Here is a 17397-nt window from a genome sequence, read left to right on the forward strand (position 1 = left end):
TGCAGGTCCTCGGTGATATCAATCGTTCGTCCAGCGCTATATGCACATGCTGCTGATCACCAACCTGTTGGTCGCGCTGCTCGGCTGGATCGCATTCCGCTGGCTCGCTCTGGACAACGCCGGGGCCTGGATCGTAGCGCCGGGATGACCGGGCGGATCGCCCGCATGAATTCCGCGGCAGTGTTCATCTCGCTGCTTTTCTGGGGCATCTGGAGCATGCAGCTCAGCGTGCTGATCATCGTCAAGGTCGTGTCCAAGCATGTCGAGCCCTTGCAGCCGATGGCGGAGTTGCTGGGCGAGTAGCGGACGCTACCGGCGACCTTCGGTCTGTACGCCTGCGTACACACTGACCGTATTGACAACGCGCCGTCACCAGGGATGCAATACACGCCGTCCGATCCTGGAGTTGACGCATGGCCAGCACGCCTGATCGACCACCTCCCAGCCCACGCCAAAACCATCTGCTCGCCGCCCTGCCCGAGGGCGAATACACGCACATGAGCGCCGAGCTGGAGCTGGTCCAACTACCACTCGGCATGGCCCTCTACGAGCCGGGCGTGGAATTGAACCATGTCTATTTTCCCACCGACGCCATCGTCTCGCTGCTGTACGTCATGGAGAACGGCGCCTCCGCCGAGATCGCCGTGGTCGGCAACGAGGGCATCGTCGGCATCGCCCTCTTCATGGGCGGCGGCACCGTGCCGAATCGCGCCGTGGTGCAGAGCGCGGGCCACGCATATCGCCTGAAGGGACGGGTGCTCAAAGAGGAATTCAGCCGCTTCGGCGGGCGTCGTCATGGGGCGCTGCAGCCGCTGTTGCTGCGTTACACCATGGCCTTGCTGACCCAGATGGCCCAGACCGCCGTCTGTAACCGCCACCACACGGTCGACCAGCAGCTCTGTCGCTGGCTCTTGCTCAGCCTCGATCGCCTGCCCGCTAACGAGCTGCACATGACTCAGGAGTTAATCGCCAACATGCTGGGGGTCCGGCGCGAGGGCGTGACCGAGGCGGCCGGACGTTTGCAGAAGGCCGGGTTGATCCGGTACAGCCGGGGGCACATCACGGTGCTGGATCGACCGGGTCTGGAGGCGCGCGTGTGCGAGTGCTACGAGGTGGTCAGAAAGGAGTTCCAGCGCCTGCTTCCCGAAACGCCCGGGAAATAGGGCGTTTTACTGAAGGCACTCAGCGGGACGACGTCTTCAACCCGTGCCGCACGTGACCGCTGGCGGCAAGGCGGCGAAGTTCAAACCCTTTCCGACGAGGCGACAGGCAAGAGATTTTCCCCTTCCTGCAATGGCCTTGCCTCTCGTGCCTGCTCCTCGATGACGATCGATTCGCTGTACAAGCCCGCTTCCGCTTTCGTCGACACCACTTCAAACTCTTCGGGCAGCGATTCGGCGGGGAGCCGCTGTCCCGGCACGGGACTCTGAGCGTCCGCCGGTTTCTCGGCGAGCATGGCGACAGAGCAGCCGCGAGGAAAGGCGACCTCTCGGGCCTCGGCGGGCATCGAGATGCCTTGGTTCTGAAAGGCTCGCTTCACCAGCCGGATGACCGAAGATCGCACCTTCAGCCAACTGTGCGCGCGCCCGTTCAGCCAAAAGTAAACGCGCAGGTTGACTGTCACGCTGCCGAGGCTGTCCGCCAGCACCGAGGGCTCCGGGTCTTTCAGCACCGCCGGGTGGTTCGCCAGCACCTTGCGCGCGATCTCCTGAGCCTCGTGGATCGCATCGTCGTAGCCGATGCCGACAACGAAGTCCTCGCGCCGGTTGGCGTTGGTCGTGAAATTGCTGAGGATGCTCTTGTAAACGGTGGCGTTTGGGATCTGCGCGAGGTTGCCATCGAGGGTCATCACGATGGTCGTGCGCATATTCAACTGCTGCACATACCCGGTCACGCCGGAGATCTCGACCAGGTCACCCGCCTCGAACGGCCGCTGGATGCTCAGGAAGATGCTGGACAGGAAATTCTCGGTGATGTCGCGGAATGCGATACCGAGGACCAAGCCGATCAATCCGGTCCCTCCGACCAGCGTCAATGCCAGTTGAGTCAGGCCGGCGACCCGCAGAATCAGATAGGCGCCACAGAGGATCACGAGCCCGCCTACCGCGCGCGCGATCACATTTTGCAAGAGGTTCGTTCGAACCCTTTGGCGGAGCAGTGCGCGGACGCCTCGTGTCACCAACAGAGCGATCCCCACCGACAGCGCCAGGATGAGCAATCCGAAAAGGACAAAGGGGATCGCGCGAATGAAATCACGCCAGAGAGCGGAGATACCGCTAGACGCTTGGCGAAAATCCCAGGCCGAGGGCTCCGGTACCTCGAGCCGGTTGGCAACGGCGACGACGTCCTGAATATTGCGCGCCAGATCGCCAGCCCATGCTCTGAGCTCCTCCGACGCTACCTGACCATTGAGAAAGACGACGCCTTCCTCAACCCTGACCCGAGGGTCGGTGAACCAGTCGGTCGCGTTCAACACGGTTTGCAGCCGTTTGCGAATCTCTTCGTCTTGCGCAACGGGTTTGACGTCAACCTGGGCGGCTGCTGGGGAAAGCTCCTCCTTGGTGGGGGTGATGAGTTTGTGCGGCGACGCTCCGTTGTCGACCGCTGCCTGCGCCATGACGGCATCAATGCCTCCGCTGCACATGGATCCGAGCAATATCGCCAGCACACAGGACCTAGCCCCGCGACAGCGCCATCGTCGCACTTGAACGCCCTCCATCGGACGCGGGGGATCCCAGAGACCCCGAGGGTACTTGCCCGCCAACGTCTTGCTGTTTCTGCGGTCGGCCGGGCATGGATTCGTGTGTGCAGATCCATGCGTCGCGGATTACGCTGGGATTGCTCGTTCTGGCACCTCGGTGAGCACGCGTCTGGTCGGTGCCTGAGCCTACGGGCGTCCCTGCCGATTCTGATCTCCCGCCGATCCCCGTGAGGACCAGCCGAAAAAGTCCAGCCCCTATTTGACAACCAGGTTGTTCTCCACCGATTTCACACCCTGATGATTGCGTGCCACTTCCGTCACCCGCTCACGACTGAGCGGCGAATCGACGGTTCCGCTCAGCGTCACCACGCCGTCGGTGGTGGTCACGTCAATCTGCAAGACCTTCAGCGCCGGCTCTCGAAGGATTGCGGCCTTGATCTTGGCGGTGATCGCCGCGTCTTCCAGATAGCTGCCGCCGCGGGCGGCCTTTTCGTCCATGGACTCCTTGGTCGCCTCAAGCTGATCGCCCATTCGCTCCGCGGCCAGATCCATCTTGCGGCCGGCCTCCTCGGCGCCGCCCTCCTTTTCACAGCCAGCGAGCCCGAGACTGACCGACAGGCAGGCGGCCACGACCACGATTCCCGATAGGGTCAGCAACGACGAGCCCCTGGCTGCTTCGTACCGGCCTTCAATCTGAAGGTTGCTGATCTGTTCTTGGTTCATCTGTTTATCCTGTCAATGCATTGCGCCATCACATCGGCGTGAAATCTGATTTCCCTTTACCGAGGATAAAAATACGCGAACGACGGATGGCGTTCGGTTCGGCAACGAACATAGACGTCACATTTCTTATGTTCGCGACCGAACAGACGAACAAGAACGTCTCGGGCAGGCTCGAGGTGGAATCGAAATCCACGACACCCACTTGACGGCCGTGACCGGGCAGAGCATCTGGCCGCGGGCTGACCAAGCGGGTGCCGGCCCTACCCTGCGGAGGCACCCTCGATGAGCCAATGCGCAACCTTTTCCGGGGCTTCGGCCCACGACCGACTCGCTCGCCTGATTCAGAAACGGGTCTTCGGCGACCGGGTCAAAATCCCCTTGGAAATTCGCCTGTGGGGCGGCCGAACCTATCGCTTCGGCGATGCCGAGCCGGCGGTGAAGATCCTGGTGAAGGATCGCCAGGGCTTGAGCGCGCTGCGCCGGCTCGATGAGCTACGCATCTGCGAGGCCTATATGAACGGGAGTCTGGATGTCCAGGGCGACATGCTGGGCTTCGCCAGTCTGCGCCCCGGCTTGCATGACCGTCACCCGGTCCACCACCTGTGGCAACGGGTCGCCCCCTGGCTCGCCGGCAGGATCACGACCGACCGGCACGCCATCGCCGCGCACTATGACTTCGCCAGCGACTTCTATTTCCAGTTCCTGGACCCGACCCGCTGCTATTCGCAGGCCCTGTTCGAGCGCGATGACGAGCCCCTGGAGACGGCACAGCGCCGTAAGCTGGATGTCGCGATCGACACCTGTCGACTCGCGCCAGGGGATCGTGTGCTGGATGTCGGCGGCGGCTGGGGGAGCTTCACGGAACGGGCCGGCGCCCGCGGGATTCAGGTCACCTCACTGACGATCTCCCGCGAGTCGGAGGCCTTCCTGACGGAGTTGATCGAGCGGCGCCAACTGCCCTGCCGAGTCGTCAACCAGGACTTCCTGGCCTACCGCTCGCCCGAGCCCTATGACGCCATCGTCATTCTGGGCGTGATGGAGCATCTGCCCGATTATTCGGCGGTACTGCGACAGTTCCGGCGGTTGCTGAAACCGGGTGGGCGCGTCTATCTCGATGCCAGCGCCTCGCGGGAGAAGTACGACAAGCCCAACTTCATCGCCCGCTATATCTTTCCTGCCGACCACGCCTTCCTCTGTCTGCATGACTTCCTGCGCGCGGTAGCGAAAAGTCCGCTGGAGGTGCTGAAGGTTGACAACGACCGCTACAACTATTTCCTCACATGCAAGGCATGGGCAGAGAATCTGGAGGCTGCCCGCACGGACATCATCGCCCGCTGGGGCGAGACGCTCTACCGCCGCTTCCGACTCTATCTCTGGGGCTCGGCCCAGGCCTTTCTGAGCTGCGGCGCGGAGGCCTTTCGAGTGGTGTTGGAGCTTCCGCGGGAGACATAAGGGTCGGGCGGACCGCTTCGGGTGACGGCTCCACGGCGGGACGGAGCATCCTACGACAGCCGCACGTCACTTTGTGTTGTGATCCCCGCACTCAACAGCTTGATTTGCAAACACACTGAAGCACAGTGAGGCCTCTGCCTGGGAGGCAGAATTGGATGTGCTCCATCAGCGGTTGACGGAATGTGTTCGTCGCCCCGAGCCGTGCGCCCGCGCCGGGGTTATCTGCAAGGGCTGCTGACGACGACGGTGTCGCGCAAGAACGGTTGGCAGCTGACCGAAACCTTGGGCGAGCGGCGTCCGGGCAGGGTGCAAGGTTGCTCAATACGGCGCGTTGGGACGCCGAGGCGGCGCGCGAGGTACTGCTGTGGCGCGAACGCGCCCCGCCGGAGGCCATCATCGCCTAGTCGGATCGGCGACGACGGCATCAGGCGCATGTCAGGGCGTGTCATTATCGAGCGCGTGGGGCTGGGGCGCCGTGAAAATGTGCGACTGTAGTACTAATATTTCTTGGGGACACAGCCAGGAGCAGCACGCGCTTCTCGAGTTCGCAGAGACGAGAACGTAACCCCGCAACAGAAGCGTATGCGAAGGCTAGAAACAAGCAGGAAGGCAGGCCGTGGAGATCTTGATCGAGGGATCTAAAGGCTGAGCACCAATCCAGGTACCACCGCAGGACGCGGTTTGAGACAACTGACGCGCATCCATGCGCGTCTAAGTCTTTGAAATTTGGTGGCTACGCCCTGACTCGAACAGGGGACCCTCGCATTATGAGTGCGATGCTCTAACCAACTGAGCTACGTAGCCTCAAGAGACCGAGAATGTTACGGACCCCGGCCTCTGCTGTCAACCCCTTTTTCAGACGTTGAAGCGGAAGTGGACGATGTCGCCGTCCTTGACCACGTACTCCTTACCCTCGGAACGGAGCTTGCCCGCCTCCTTGGCGCCCTGCTCACCCTTGCAGGCGACGAAGTCGTCGTAGGCGATCACCTCGGCGCGGATGAAGCCGCGCTCGAAGTCGGTGTGGATCACCCCGGCGGCCTGCGGGGCCTTGGCGCCGGCGGGGATGGTCCAGGCACGGGTCTCCTTCGGGCCGGAGGTGAAATAGGTCTCGAGACCCAGCAATTGGTAGCCGGCGCGCACCACGCGGTTGAGTCCGGGCTCGTCGAGTCCCAGCTCGGCGAGGAACTCGTCGCGCTCGGCGTCCTCCAGCTCGACCACCTCGGCCTCGATCGCGGCGCACACCGCGACCAGCTCGGCGCCCTCCTCGGCGGCCAGTCCACGCACCGCGTCGAGCAGCGGATTGTCCTCGAAACCGTCCTCGGCGACGTTGGCGATGTACATGGTCGGCTTGGCGGTGAGCAGGAAGAGGTCGCGCAGCTCCAGCTGCTCGTCCTCGTCGAGCCCCATCGCACGCACCGGTGCACCGCCGTCGAGCTGCGCGCGCACGCGCTCGAGCAGCTCCTTGCGCGCGAGCACCTTCTTGTCGCCGGTCTTGGCCATGCGCTGGGCACGATCGAGCCCACGCTCGACCGATTCGAGGTCGGCGAGCGCCAGCTCGGTGTTGATGACCTCGATGTCGCGCAGCGGATCGACGCCGCCGGCGACGTGCACCACATCGTCGTCGACGAAGCAGCGCACCACATGGGCGATGGCGTCGGTCTCGCGGATGTTGGCGAGGAACTTGTTCCCCAGCCCCTCGCCCTTGGAGGCGCCGGCCACCAGACCGGCGATGTCGACGAACTGCATGGTGGTCGGCAGCACCCGCTCGGGCTTGGTGATGCCGGCGATCACGTCGAGCCGGGGGTCGGGCAGTGGCACCACGCCGACATTGGGGTCGATGGTGCAGAAGGGATAGTTCTCGGCCGCGATCGATGCCTTGGTCAGGGCCTTGAAGAGGGTCGACTTACCGACGTTGGGCAGGCCGACGATACCGCATTTGAATCCCATGGCGAGGTCTCGCTGGAAAACCGCTCATTTTACACCACCCATCAAGGGGATTGAACCGCGATCAGCCGCCAGCCGCCAGCCGCCAGCCGCCAGCCGCCAGCCGCCAGCCGCCAGCCGCCAGCCGCCAGCCGCCAGCCGCCAGCCGCCAGCCGCCAGCCGGGAGGATTGAACCGCGAGGACGCGAAGAGCGCAAAGGCATGGGATATTCAAGACTCCGGCGCCGGCGTTGCGCTCCACTGGAAGCCGGCGGCTGGCGACGGCTGGCCGACTCAGCAATCGCTGGCGTCGCGGTTGTAGCGGTCCTCGTAGCGGACGATATCGTCCTCGCCGAGATAGCTGCCGGACTGCACCTCGACCAGCTCCAACGGGATGGTGCCGGGGTTCTCGAGGCGGTGGCGAGTCCCGACGGGGATATAGGTCGACTGATTCTCGGTGAGCAGGAAGGTCTCCTCGCCGCACGTCACCCGCGCGGTGCCGGAGACGACGATCCAGTGCTCGGCGCGGTGGTGGTGCATCTGCAACGAGAGCGACTCGCCCGGCTTCACCGTCAACCGCTTGACCTGGTAGCGCGCGCCCTGGTCGATCGACTCGTAGGCCCCCCAGGGGCGGTGGACACGCTGGTGATGACGGTACTCGTTGCGCTGATCACGGCGCAGCGACTCGGTCACCGCCTTCACATCCTGGGCGTGCGCCTTGTCGGCGACCAGCACCGCGTCCGGGGTCTCGACCACGATCAGGTCGTTCACACCGATGACCGCGAGCATGCGATGCTGGGCGATCAGCAGATTGTCGGCGGCCTCGTGGACGAAGGTGTCGCCGTCGCGCACATTGCCCTCGGCATCGCGCGCGCGCACCTCCCACAACGCCGGCCAGGCACCGACGTCCGACCAACCGACGTCGAGCGGCAGCACCACCGCCGGCACCGACTCACCCTCGGCGGTGAGGCGCTCCATCACCGCATAGTCGATCGAGTCGCTCGGACAGGCGGCGAACAGCGCCGGATCGACGCGCTGGAAATCGCCGTCATCGCTCACCGCCGCGCAAGCGCGAGTCACCGCCTCGGCGATGTCGGGGCGGAAGCGCTCGATCAGCGCCAGCCAACGCGAGGCGCGGAGCACGAAGATGCCGCTGTTCCAGAGATAATCGCCGCTGGCCAGATAGGACTCGGCGGTGGCCGCATCAGGCTTCTCGACGAAGGCATCGAGCCGGTAGGCCGCCCCATCGAGGCCGTCACCGTGATAGGGTTGACCGCGACGGATATAGCCATATCCGGTCTCGGGCTTGCCGGGGACGATGCCGAAGGTGACCACGGCCCCGTCGCTGGCCAGCGCGAAGGCGTCGGAGACCGCAGCGCGGAACCCCGGCTCGTCGGCGATGGTGTGATCGGCCGGCATCACCAGCAGCACCGGATCGGCGCCCTCGACGACGGCGATGCGTGCGGCCAGGGTCAGCGCCGGGGCGGTATTGCGGCCCTCGGGCTCGAGCACGATCGCCGCGGCGCGGCGCCCCACGGCGCGGAACTGCTCGGCGACGAGGAAGCGATGTGCCTCGTTGCAGACGACGATGGGGTCGACCAGGCCCGCCCCCTGACGCGGATGCTCGCGCTCGAGCCCGTCGAGACGGCGCACCGTCTCCTGGAGCATGGTGTGCTCGCCGGTGAGCGGCAGGAACTGCTTGGGGTAGGCCTCGCGCGAGAGCGGCCAGAGCCGTGTCCCCGAGCCTCCAGACAGGATGACGGGTTGCAGAAGCATCAACGGGTACCTGTTGCTGAAGTTGAAGGACTTGGCCCGTAAGATTACACCAATCCGGGCCAGACTGGGCCAGACCGGGCCAAACCGACGGACGGAGAAAGGAGGTCGCATGAGACCCGATCCGATACGACTGGGCGCGCTGCTGCGCGAGGTCGCCGGCACCGAGATCCTGCCCCGCTGGGGACGGATCGAGGCCGACACCAAGGGTGACGGCAGCCTGGTGACCAGCGCCGACCTGGCCGTGCAGCAACGCCTGACCGAAGCGCTGGCGGCGGAGTATCCGGGCATCCCGCTGCTCGGCGAGGAGATGTCGGAGGCGGCGCAGCAAGCGCGCCTGAGCGAGTCGCCCGAGGGCGTCTGGGTGCTCGACCCGATCGACGGCACCGGCAACTACGCCTGCGGCTTCCCCGGTTTCGCCATCTCCCTGGCACTCGTCCGTCACGCCCGGGTGGAACTCGGCGTGGTCCTCGACCCGGTGCGCGACGAGTGCTTCAGCGCGGTGCGCGGCGCCGGGGCCAAGCTCGACGGCACCCCGATCGCGCCCTTCGCCCCCGGCCCGGCACTGGGCGACTGCATCGCCATGGTCGACTTCAAGCGCCTGCCGCCGAAGCGCGTTCCGGCGCTGCTGCGTCCCGGCGGCTTTCGCTCGCAGCGCAACCTCGGCGCGGTGGCGCTGGAGTGGTGCTGGCTCGCCTGCGGGCGCTACCAGCTCTATCTGCACGGCGGGCAGAAGCTGTGGGACTACGCCGCCGGGCGGCTGATCGCACACGAGGCCGGCGTGGCCGCGCGGCTCTACCGCCCCGGCGGCGTCAGTCCGGTCGAGACGCTCGATCTCGAGCCGCGCGTCGCCCTCGCCGCCGCCGATCGGCGATTGTTCGAACTCTGGCACGCGTTCGTCGCCCTACCCTTGATCGAGACCTGATCCCCCAACAACCGAGGTGTATCCAGGGCTGGCATCACACCTCGGCTTGCGTCAGCATTGCTGCTCGGGATCGCGTCCACCGAAGACAGGGCGCGACTCGGACCCGAGCGCGGACAGTCACGGAGTCTTTCAGCATGAGCGATCGAGACGACATGCAAGGGCTGGACATGGATCTGGCCAGCGGTATCGCCGCCTTCGAGGCGCGCCAGTTCACCAGCGCCACCAGCCTGCTCGCCCCGCTGGCCGAGGGCGGCAACCCCGAGGCCCAGTACCGGATGGCGATCATGGCGCAGAACGGGCTCGGCATGGCCGCCAACAGCGCGCTCGCCTATCGTTATATGCACGCCGCCGCCGAGGCCGGCCTGGGGCTGGCGCAGCACGGGCTGGGCTTCATGTACATGCAGGGCGAGTGCGCCGAGCAGGATCACGCCGAGGCGGCGCGCTGGTTCCGCAAGGCTGCCGACCAGGGCCTGATCGGCTCGATGACCACCCTGGCGATGCTCCACGAGGAGGGGCTCGGCGTCGACAAGGACCCGGAGGAGGCCAAGCGGCTCTATCGGCTGGCGGGCTTCGAGGAAGGCGGCTAACAGGGACTGGCGCGCACGCGCATTGCGCCTTATAATTGTCCGCTGCGTTGCCGGGGTGGCGAAATTGGTAGACGCATCAGACTCAAAATCTGACGGTGGCAACACCGTGCCGGTTCGAGTCCGGCTCCCGGTACCAGACCGATTCCGAAAAAGGCCAGACGCCCGTCTGGCCTTTTTTGCGTGAGCGCCCGCGTCGGCGCCTCATCCGTGGACAGCGCGCGAGGGACCCCGTGAGCACCACCGCCACCATCGTCACCGTCCTGCTCTATCTCCTCCACCTGTCGCTGCAGATCACGGTGCTGGTCCGGGTGCTGCTGCGCCCACACCGTCAGCCGGCCTCGCGCGTGGCCTGGGTGGTGGTGGTGCTGGTCTTCCCGGTAGTCGGCATGCTCGCCTATCTGTTCTTCGGCGAGGTCGGTATCGGCCGCAGCCGTGTCGCACGGCTGCGCGCGGTGCTCGCGCGCCTGCCCGCCCCGCCCCCCGGACATCCGCCCGACGTACCGGAGCGCTACGCGCACCTCTTCCGACTCGGCGAGTCGATCTGCGACTATCGCGCCGTCGGCGGCAATCGTGGCCAGCTGATGGCCGACTCCGACGCCACCATCGACGCCCTGGTCGCCGACATCGACGCCGCGCGCGATCACGTCCACGTGCTCTTCTATATCTGGCTGGCCGACCGCAACGGTTGCCGGGTCGCCAGCGCGCTCTCGCGCGCCGCCGCGCGCGGCGTCACCTGTCGGGCGATGGCCGATGACCTCGGCGCGCGCGCGCTGATCCGCTCGCCGCACTGGCGCGCGATGCGCGAGGCCGGGGTGCGGCTGGCCACGGCGCTGCCCATCGGCAACCCGCTGATGCGCCCGATCAAGGGCCGCATCGACCTGCGCAACCACCGCAAGATCGTCGTCATCGACGACCGCATCACCTACTGCGGCAGCCAGAACTGCGCCGACCCCGAGTTCCGCGTCAAACCGCGCTACGCCCCCTGGGTCGATGCGGTGATCCGCTTCGAGGGACCGATCGCGCGCTACAACCAGCACCTCTTCGCCAGCGACTGGATGAGCCATGTCGACGACCCGCTCGACGAGCTGCTCGCCCGACCGCTGCCGCAGGCCCATCCCGACGGCTTCGCCGCGCAGGTGATCGGTACCGGACCGACGGTGCGCTACTCGGCGATGCCCGAGGTGTTCGAGACGCTGATGCACACCGCACGGCGCGAGCTGGTCATCACCACCCCCTACTATGTCCCCGACGAGTCGATGCAGGATGCGCTCTGCGCCGCCGCCTACCGCGGCGTGGCCACCACCCTGATCCTGCCGGCGCGCAACGACTCGCTGATCGTCGGCGCAGCCAGCCGCAGCTATTACGCCGGACTGCTCGAGGCCGGGGTGCGGATCTTCGAGTTCGAGCCGGGGCTGCTGCACACCAAGTCGCTGACCCTCGACGGCGCGGTGGCGCTGATCGGCTCGGCCAACCTCGACCGCCGCAGCTTCGAGCTCAACTACGAGAACAACATCCTCTTCCACGACCCCACGCTCACCGCCGCGCTGCGCGCGCGCCAGCAGGACTATCTCGCCCAGTCGCGCGAGATCACCCGCGCGGCGGTCGCCGCCTGGTCGCTGCCGCGCCACCTGGTCAACAACGCCGTGGCGATGTTCGGCCCGGTGCTCTGAGGGCCGGCTCAGCGCCCGGTGTCGAGCTCGAACATCGGTCGGCTGGCCGGACCGGGCTCGTGGAGGCGGGGGCTGAGCGAGGGCAGGTCGAGCGTCGGCTTGACCTTGAGCGAGAGCAGCGAGGGGTCGAGATAACGCTTCATCAGCCGTCGCGCGCCCCCGGCGTGACGCATCCCGCGCAGCGCGCGCACCTGACGCAGCGCCGCCTGGGTCGGCGCCCGACCGCCGTTGCGGACGTACTGCAACAGCACCGCCTCGGTATAGTTGAGGGTCTCGAGATAGGTCACCCGGCTGTTGGTGCGATCGACCACGCCCTCGCCGGCGTTGTAGGCCATCACCGCGCGCCCGTAATCGTTGTCGTACTTGTTGAGCAGGCGCTTGAGATGGCGGGTGCCGACACGCAGGTTGGTGCGCGCGTCGAACAGCGACTCGACCGAGCCGACGCCGTAGTCGGCGGCGGTCTCCGGCATCAGCTGCATCAACCCGACGGCGCCGGCGTGGGAGACGGCATGGGCGTTGAAGTTCGACTCGGCGGCGATCACCGCCAGCACCAGCGCCTCCTCGACCCCGCGGGCCTTGGCGATCTCGGGGACCATCGCCTCGACCTCGGCGCGGCTCGGACGCGGCACGTCCGGCGCCACCGGCAGCAGACGCTGGCCATCGGAGAGCGAACACCAACCGGCAGACGGCAGGATCAGCAACAGCACCAACAGCAACGGCATGGGTGGAACTCCCCCGAGCGGATGATCTCGGCCAAATGCATGCGGCTAGGTTAACAGAGCCCGGACACGCGGGCAGCGTCACCCATCCGGTTACAATGACCGCCTTTTGCGCCCCGACCCGACACGCCCGATGAAGCTCAGCACCCGTCGCGACCTCTTCGAGCGGCTGCGCGCCGCCAACCCCCACCCCACCACCGAGCTGATCTACGCCAGCCCCTTCGAGCTGCTGATCGCGGTGCTGCTCTCCGCCCAGGCCACCGACAAGAGCGTCAACCGCGCCACCGCCGGGCTCTTCGCCGCGGCCAACACCCCGGCGGCGATGCTCGCCCTCGGCGAACAGGGCGTGCGTGAGCACATCCGCAGCATCGGCCTGTTCAACACCAAGGCGCGCAACATCATCGCCACCTGCCAACGGCTGATCGAGCACCACGCCGGCGAGGTGCCGCGCACCCGCGCCGCCCTCGAGGCCCTGCCCGGGGTCGGGCGCAAGACCGCCAACGTCGTCCTCAACACCGCCTTCGGCGAGCCGACCATGGCCGTCGACACCCACATCTTCCGCGTCGCCAACCGCACCGGCCTCGCCCCCGGGCGCACCCCGCTCGCCGTCGAGCGCGGCCTGCTCGAACAGGTGCCAGAGCCCTACCTGCACGACGCCCACCACTGGCTGATCCTCCACGGCCGCTACACCTGCACCGCCCGCGCCCCCCGCTGCCCCACCTGCCCCATCGCCGACCTCTGCGAGTATCCGGAGAAATCGGGAGGGGTGAACCACGAAGGCGCGAAGGACGCGAAGGGGGATTGAGCGGTCAGGCGACAGCGACCAGCCACCAGCGATCAGCCTCCAGCCACCAGTGGGCGCGATCATCCGACGGCAGCGCGGACCCGCACCGGACCCGCACCGTCCACGACCGCACGCCGTCATCACGCATCAGTCTCTTTGCGCACTTCGCGGCTTTGCGGTTGAAAAGACGTAGGCTGGGCAAAGCGCAGCGTGCCCAGGAGCCGCCAGTCGTCAGCAACCAGCCACCAGTGGGCGCAACCACCCGACGGCGGTGCGGACCCGCGCCGTCCGTGGTCGCACTCCGTCATCGCACCTCATCCCCTTTGCGCACTTCGCGGCTTTGCGGTTGAAAAGACGTAGGCTGGGCAAAGCGCAGCGTGACCAGGAGCCGCCAGCCGTCAGCGACCAGCCACCAGTGGGCGCAACCACCCGACGGCGGTGCGGACCCGCGCCGTCCGTGGCCGCACGCCGTCATCGCACCTCACCCCCCTTTGCGTACTTCGCGGCTTTGCGGTTGAAAAGCCAAGGGACGTAGGCTGGGCAAAGCGCAGCGTGCCCAGGAGCCGCCAGCCGTCAGCAACCAGCCACCAGTGGGCGCAACCACCCGACGGCGGTGCGACCCCGCACCGTCCGTGGCCGCACGCCGTCATCACACATCATTCCCTTTGCGCGCTTCGCGCCTTTGCGGTTCAATCCTGGCGGCTGGCGGCTGGCGGCTGGCGGCTGGCGGCTGGCGGCTGGCGGCTGGCGGCTGGCGGCTGGCGGCTGGTACAGCGCTGGGCACGCTGCGCTTTGCCCAGCCTACGAACGGCGCCTTGCCCGGCCGCGCTTCCCTTGTCCCCCAGTCCTATGTGAAATTATTGGGTTGGACCATAAGAGCCAGGACAGATCCCGCCATGTTCTCCAACGATCGACAGAGCTATCGCAGTGCCTTCGTGACCGCCTGGCGCAAGGCCGCCGAGGAGCAGCCGCTCGACCCCACCGAGACGCAGATCGTCACCGTCGCGCGCAACCACCCCGAGTACCACGCCCTGCTCGAGGCCGGCGAGGACGCGCTCGATCGCGACTTCCTCCCCGAACACGGGGAGACCAACCCCTTCCTCCACATGGGGCTGCACATGGCGGTGCTCGATCAGTTGAGCACCGACCAGCCGCGCGGCATCCGCACGCGCTACCAGACACTGGTCGCCAGGCTCGGCGACACCCACGCCGCCGAGCATCGCATCATGGAGTGTCTGGCGCAGACGATGTGGCGGCTGCAGCGCGAACCCGGCGCCACCTTCGACGAGACGGTCTATCTCGACTGCATCGGCAGGTCGCCCAAGCCCGGCAAGTCGCGGAAATCCCGCAAGTCCCGCAAGTCCCGTAAGTCCCGCTGAGTCTTCGCGCGGGGACGCGCCACCCACTCTCGATTTCCTCGAAATCCATGCGTTGAATTCGCGTTCGACGCAGCCACTCTCTTAATCCCGACCTTGAAGGTCGGATATAACGGTCGTTCCCGACCACCCGCAGACGCGACGCTTCATCCACGATCGAGGATCGAGACCATGTCCGACATCAAGACCAAGACCACCCTGACCACCGCCACCGGCCTGCTCGGCGCCGCCCTGGTCGGCAACCTCGCCGCCATCGCCCCGGCCAGCGCCGAACAGAACCCCTTCGCCGCCACGGTGATGGAGAGCGGCTACATGCAGCTCGCCTCGGCCGACAGCGAGGGCAAGTGCGGTGGCGCCGGTGGCGACAAGGATGGCGAGGGCAAGTGCGGCAGCAGCGACGACGGCAAGGACATGGAGGGCAAGTGCGGTGAGGGCAAGTGCGGCGGCGCGAGCTAGCCGATGATCACCGGACCCGCGAGCCTCCACGGCGCCGGTCTGGGGCTGCGGCGCGCCTTCGTGCGCGCCCTGCTCGACACGCCCCCGGCGGCGGTCGACTTCTACGAGATCGCCCCCGAGAACTGGATCGGCATGGGCGGGGCCAACGCCCGGCGGCTGCGCGCCCTGACCGAGCGCCACCCCTTCGTCTGTCACGGCCTGTCGCTCTCGCTCGGCGGCCCGGCGCCGCTCGACCTGGAGCTGGTGCGCGCGATCGGCGACTTCCTCGATGTCCACGACATCGCGGTCTATTCCGAGCACCTGAGCTACTGCAGCGACGACGGTCAGCTCTATGACCTGCTGCCGATCCCCTTCACCGAGGCGGCCATCGATCATGTCGTCGCCCGCATCGGTCAGGTGCAGGATCTCCTCGGGCGGCGCATCGCCGTCGAGAACGTTTCCTACTATGCCGCGCCCGGCCAGGAGATGACCGAACTCGACTTCATCGGTGCGGTGCTCGAACGTGCCGACTGCGAGCTGCTGCTCGACGTCAACAACCTCCACGTCAATGCCGTCAATCACGGCTACGACGCCCTCGACTTCCTCCGCGCCCTGCCCGGCGAGCGCATCCGCTACGGCCACGTCGCCGGACACCGGGTGGTCTCGCCGGAGCTGTGCATCGACACCCACGGCAGCGCGGTGATCGACCCGGTGTGGTCGCTGCTGGCGGCGGCCTATGAGCATTTCGGCGTCTTCCCCACCCTGCTCGAACGCGATTTCGACATCCCGCCGCTGGCACAACTCGTCGAAGAGGTCGAGCAGATCGCCACGATCCAGCGTCGCGCCCAACCGGAGCAACGCGCTCATGGCTGAGTTCGCGGTCCAGCAACAGGCCTTCTGCGCCCATCTGCGCGACCCCGCGCGGGCGGACGCGCCGGCCGACGTCGCCCCCGAGCGGATGCGCGTCTATCGCGAGCTGATCTTCAACAACCTCGACGCACTGCTCGCCGGCAGCTTCCCGGTGCTCCATCGCATCCTCGACCCGGCGCGCTGGCGCGCGCTGGTGCGCGACTTCCTCGTCGGGCATCGTGCGCGCACGCCCCTGTTCCACCGTCTCCCCGGCGAGTTCGTCGACTTCCTCGGCCAGCGCCCGGCCAACGCCGACGACCCGCCCTTCCTGCTCGAACTGGCACACTACGAGTGGATCGAGATCGCGCTGCACAACAGCGAGGCCGAGCCCGACCTCGAGGGCATCGACCCCAACGGCGACCTGCTCGCCGCCACCCCGGTACGCAGCCCGCTGGCCTGGCCGTTGAGCTACCGCTTTCCCGTCCATCGCATCGCCCCGGATCACCTGCCCGAGACGCCATCCGCCGAGCCGGTACAGCTGGTGGTGCTGCGCGACCGCACCCAGCAGGTGCGCTTCATCGAGATCAACGCCGTCACCCAGCGCCTGCTGCAGCGCATCGAGACCAGCCCGACACCCAGCGGGCGCGAGGCGCTGCTGGGCATCGCCGCGGAGCTGCGCCACCCCGAGCCCGAGCGGGTGGTCGCATTCGGCGCCGAGACCCTTGCGCGTCTCCGCGCCGAGGGCGTGCTCCTCGGCACCCGCCCCACGCCCGTCGCGCACCCCGCCTGAGCGCCGGTGAGCGGCCCCTTCCCGCCTCGCCGCCCCATCCATGACCAAGCTGTTACACTCAGTCCGGACGGGACGGCGTGTCTGGCAGGCAGCGCCCGGCGCGATTCGGCAGCCAACGCATTCGCGCACGCCCCCGTCATCACCCATGGCCGATGCCGGGCAACAACCTGGAGGAAGGTGACACCATGCCAACTTGGGTTCTGGTCGCTGATACGAGCCGTGCTCGAATCTTCCACGCCGAGAAGGCCGCAAGCCCGATCGAAGAGGTTCAGACCCTGGCCTTTCCCGAGGCCCGATTACGCCAGGGGGATCTGAACACCGACCGCGGCGGTCGCGGACACGACCCCAGCACCGGAGGACATGGCATCAACGGCGAAGGTGGAGTCAAGCAGGAACACGCCGAGCGCTTCGCCAACCTCATCTGCAACGCACTGGAGACGGCGCGACTCGAAGGCGCCTTCAAGAAGCTCTACGTGATCGCCGCACCCAGCTTCCTCGGCGTGCTGCGCAAGCAACTGTCGACATCGCTGCGCCAGTTGGTCGCCGGCGAGGTCGACAAGAACCTCACCACCCAAAGCCCCACCAACATCCGCAAGAACCTGCCCGATTTCCTCTGAACACGGGCTCCCGTCGCTAACCGATAGGGACACTCGAGCAGGGCGCACAGGGAGGTGCGCCGCGCCCTCAGACG

The 17397-nt window shown here is 66.8% G+C and carries 17 protein-coding genes and 2 tRNA genes; 13 read left to right on the forward strand and 6 right to left on the reverse strand.

All coding sequences use genetic code 11. The annotated features are described in order from the left end of the window. Nucleotides 1–144 precede the first annotated feature (144 nt). Both EDC29_RS17315 and EDC29_RS12770 read left to right on the forward strand, forming a co-directional pair. Nucleotides 145–303 carry a hypothetical protein gene (locus EDC29_RS17315; protein WP_165913520.1) on the forward strand — a complete coding sequence of 53 codons (159 nt, stop codon included), beginning with the start codon at nucleotides 145–147 and terminating at the stop codon, nucleotides 301–303. 110 nt (nucleotides 304–413) lie between these two features. Beyond that, nucleotides 414–1163, forward strand: coding sequence for a Crp/Fnr family transcriptional regulator (locus EDC29_RS12770; protein ID WP_123140474.1), 750 nt, complete (start codon nucleotides 414–416; stop codon nucleotides 1161–1163). Between the two features lie 80 nt (nucleotides 1164–1243). Here the strand turns inward: EDC29_RS12770 and EDC29_RS12775 are convergent, their stop codons facing one another. Next, nucleotides 1244–2617: a mechanosensitive ion channel family protein gene (locus EDC29_RS12775; protein ID WP_223806981.1), complete on the reverse strand. Its 1374-nt coding sequence runs from the start codon at nucleotides 2615–2617 to the stop codon at nucleotides 1244–1246. A gap of 339 nt (nucleotides 2618–2956) precedes the next feature. Next, nucleotides 2957–3424, reverse strand: coding sequence for a BON domain-containing protein (locus tag EDC29_RS12780; RefSeq protein ID WP_123140472.1), 468 nt, complete (start codon nucleotides 3422–3424; stop codon nucleotides 2957–2959). A 282-nt stretch (nucleotides 3425–3706) separates the two neighbouring features. Between EDC29_RS12780 and EDC29_RS12785 the strand changes: the two genes are divergently transcribed. Further along, nucleotides 3707–4876 carry a class I SAM-dependent methyltransferase gene (locus EDC29_RS12785; protein WP_123140471.1) on the forward strand — a complete coding sequence of 390 codons (1170 nt, stop codon included), beginning with the start codon at nucleotides 3707–3709 and terminating at the stop codon, nucleotides 4874–4876. A gap of 727 nt (nucleotides 4877–5603) precedes the next feature. Here EDC29_RS12785 and EDC29_RS12795 read toward each other — a convergent pair. From EDC29_RS12795 to EDC29_RS12805, 3 genes are all read right to left on the reverse strand, one after another. Further along, nucleotides 5604–5680 (reverse strand) — tRNA-Met (locus EDC29_RS12795). 51 nt (nucleotides 5681–5731) lie between these two features. After that, complete coding sequence (gene ychF / locus EDC29_RS12800) at nucleotides 5732–6823, reverse strand: redox-regulated ATPase YchF (protein ID WP_123140470.1); 1092 nt, start codon at nucleotides 6821–6823, stop codon at nucleotides 5732–5734. Nucleotides 6824–7092: 269 nt separating this feature from the next. Beyond that, nucleotides 7093–8574: a mannose-1-phosphate guanylyltransferase/mannose-6-phosphate isomerase gene (locus EDC29_RS12805; RefSeq protein ID WP_132230219.1), complete on the reverse strand. Its 1482-nt coding sequence runs from the start codon at nucleotides 8572–8574 to the stop codon at nucleotides 7093–7095. A 109-nt stretch (nucleotides 8575–8683) separates the two neighbouring features. Here EDC29_RS12805 and EDC29_RS12810 point away from each other — a divergent pair, with 109 nt between their 5' ends. The 4 genes from EDC29_RS12810 (at nucleotide 8684) to cls (ending at nucleotide 11753) form a co-directional block, all read left to right on the forward strand. Next, the gene (locus EDC29_RS12810; RefSeq protein ID WP_123140468.1) at nucleotides 8684–9496 is read left to right on the forward strand and encodes an inositol monophosphatase family protein; all 813 of its coding nucleotides are present in this window, start codon (nucleotides 8684–8686) and stop codon (nucleotides 9494–9496) included. Nucleotides 9497–9630: 134 nt separating this feature from the next. Continuing rightward, complete coding sequence (locus tag EDC29_RS12815; protein WP_123140467.1) at nucleotides 9631–10083, forward strand: tetratricopeptide repeat protein; 453 nt, start codon at nucleotides 9631–9633, stop codon at nucleotides 10081–10083. A gap of 49 nt (nucleotides 10084–10132) precedes the next feature. Further along, a tRNA-Leu gene (locus tag EDC29_RS12820) sits at nucleotides 10133–10219 on the forward strand. Between the two features lie 94 nt (nucleotides 10220–10313). Next, nucleotides 10314–11753, forward strand: coding sequence for a cardiolipin synthase (gene cls / locus EDC29_RS12825; protein ID WP_123141946.1), 1440 nt, complete (start codon nucleotides 10314–10316; stop codon nucleotides 11751–11753). Between the two features lie 8 nt (nucleotides 11754–11761). On the opposite strand, the gene EDC29_RS12830 is transcribed toward cls, so the two are convergent. Beyond that, nucleotides 11762–12475: a lytic transglycosylase domain-containing protein gene (locus EDC29_RS12830; protein ID WP_123140465.1), complete on the reverse strand. Its 714-nt coding sequence runs from the start codon at nucleotides 12473–12475 to the stop codon at nucleotides 11762–11764. A gap of 130 nt (nucleotides 12476–12605) precedes the next feature. On the opposite strand from EDC29_RS12830, the gene nth reads away from it, so the two are divergent. The 6 genes from nth (at nucleotide 12606) to EDC29_RS12865 (ending at nucleotide 17323) form a co-directional block, all read left to right on the forward strand. Continuing rightward, entirely contained in the window at nucleotides 12606–13277 is a 672-nt protein-coding gene (gene nth / locus EDC29_RS12835; protein WP_123140464.1) for an endonuclease III, read from the forward strand. An 875-nt stretch (nucleotides 13278–14152) separates the two neighbouring features. Next, nucleotides 14153–14635 (forward strand): DUF1841 family protein, encoded by a 483-nt coding sequence (locus tag EDC29_RS12845; protein WP_123140463.1) that lies wholly within the window; start codon nucleotides 14153–14155, stop codon nucleotides 14633–14635. A 168-nt stretch (nucleotides 14636–14803) separates the two neighbouring features. Then, nucleotides 14804–15088, forward strand: coding sequence for an HvfA family oxazolone/thioamide-modified RiPP metallophore (locus EDC29_RS12850; protein ID WP_123140462.1), 285 nt, complete (start codon nucleotides 14804–14806; stop codon nucleotides 15086–15088). A gap of 3 nt (nucleotides 15089–15091) precedes the next feature. Next, nucleotides 15092–15940 (forward strand): HvfB family MNIO-type RiPP peptide maturase, encoded by an 849-nt coding sequence (locus EDC29_RS12855; protein WP_132230223.1) that lies wholly within the window; start codon nucleotides 15092–15094, stop codon nucleotides 15938–15940. Further along, entirely contained in the window at nucleotides 15933–16706 is a 774-nt protein-coding gene (locus EDC29_RS12860; RefSeq protein WP_132230225.1) for an HvfC family RiPP maturation protein, read from the forward strand. Before EDC29_RS12855 ends, EDC29_RS12860 begins: the two co-directional genes overlap by 8 nt. Before the next feature lie 152 nt (nucleotides 16707–16858). Next, nucleotides 16859–17323: a host attachment protein gene (locus EDC29_RS12865; RefSeq protein WP_123140459.1), complete on the forward strand. Its 465-nt coding sequence runs from the start codon at nucleotides 16859–16861 to the stop codon at nucleotides 17321–17323. Nucleotides 17324–17397 lie beyond the last annotated feature (74 nt).

It is taken from the genome of Marichromatium gracile (assembly GCF_004343155.1).
Taxonomy (GTDB): domain Bacteria; phylum Pseudomonadota; class Gammaproteobacteria; order Chromatiales; family Chromatiaceae; genus Marichromatium; species Marichromatium gracile.

Excerpts from the sequence above, each read along its gene's own strand:
- EDC29_RS12865 (WP_123140459.1), top strand. The coding sequence starts at position 16,859 with ATGCCGGGCAACAACCTGGAGGAAGGTGACACCATGCCAACTTGGGTT.
- EDC29_RS12830 (WP_123140465.1), bottom strand. The coding sequence starts at position 12,475 with ATGCCGTTGCTGTTGGTGCTGTTGCTGATCCTGCCGTCTGCCGGTTGG.
- EDC29_RS12855 (WP_132230223.1), top strand. The coding sequence starts at position 15,092 with ATGATCACCGGACCCGCGAGCCTCCACGGCGCCGGTCTGGGGCTGCGG.
- EDC29_RS12810 (WP_123140468.1), top strand. The coding sequence starts at position 8,684 with ATGAGACCCGATCCGATACGACTGGGCGCGCTGCTGCGCGAGGTCGCC.
- ychF (WP_123140470.1), bottom strand. The coding sequence starts at position 6,823 with ATGGGATTCAAATGCGGTATCGTCGGCCTGCCCAACGTCGGTAAGTCG.
- EDC29_RS12805 (WP_132230219.1), bottom strand. The coding sequence starts at position 8,574 with ATGCTTCTGCAACCCGTCATCCTGTCTGGAGGCTCGGGGACACGGCTC.
- EDC29_RS12860 (WP_132230225.1), top strand. The coding sequence starts at position 15,933 with ATGGCTGAGTTCGCGGTCCAGCAACAGGCCTTCTGCGCCCATCTGCGC.
- EDC29_RS12845 (WP_123140463.1), top strand. The coding sequence starts at position 14,153 with ATGTTCTCCAACGATCGACAGAGCTATCGCAGTGCCTTCGTGACCGCC.
- EDC29_RS17315 (WP_165913520.1), top strand. The coding sequence starts at position 145 with ATGACCGGGCGGATCGCCCGCATGAATTCCGCGGCAGTGTTCATCTCG.
- EDC29_RS12775 (WP_223806981.1), bottom strand. The coding sequence starts at position 2,617 with ATGGCGCAGGCAGCGGTCGACAACGGAGCGTCGCCGCACAAACTCATC.
- nth (WP_123140464.1), top strand. The coding sequence starts at position 12,606 with ATGAAGCTCAGCACCCGTCGCGACCTCTTCGAGCGGCTGCGCGCCGCC.
- EDC29_RS12785 (WP_123140471.1), top strand. The coding sequence starts at position 3,707 with ATGAGCCAATGCGCAACCTTTTCCGGGGCTTCGGCCCACGACCGACTC.
- EDC29_RS12770 (WP_123140474.1), top strand. The coding sequence starts at position 414 with ATGGCCAGCACGCCTGATCGACCACCTCCCAGCCCACGCCAAAACCAT.
- EDC29_RS12815 (WP_123140467.1), top strand. The coding sequence starts at position 9,631 with ATGAGCGATCGAGACGACATGCAAGGGCTGGACATGGATCTGGCCAGC.
- EDC29_RS12850 (WP_123140462.1), top strand. The coding sequence starts at position 14,804 with ATGTCCGACATCAAGACCAAGACCACCCTGACCACCGCCACCGGCCTG.
- EDC29_RS12780 (WP_123140472.1), bottom strand. The coding sequence starts at position 3,424 with ATGAACCAAGAACAGATCAGCAACCTTCAGATTGAAGGCCGGTACGAA.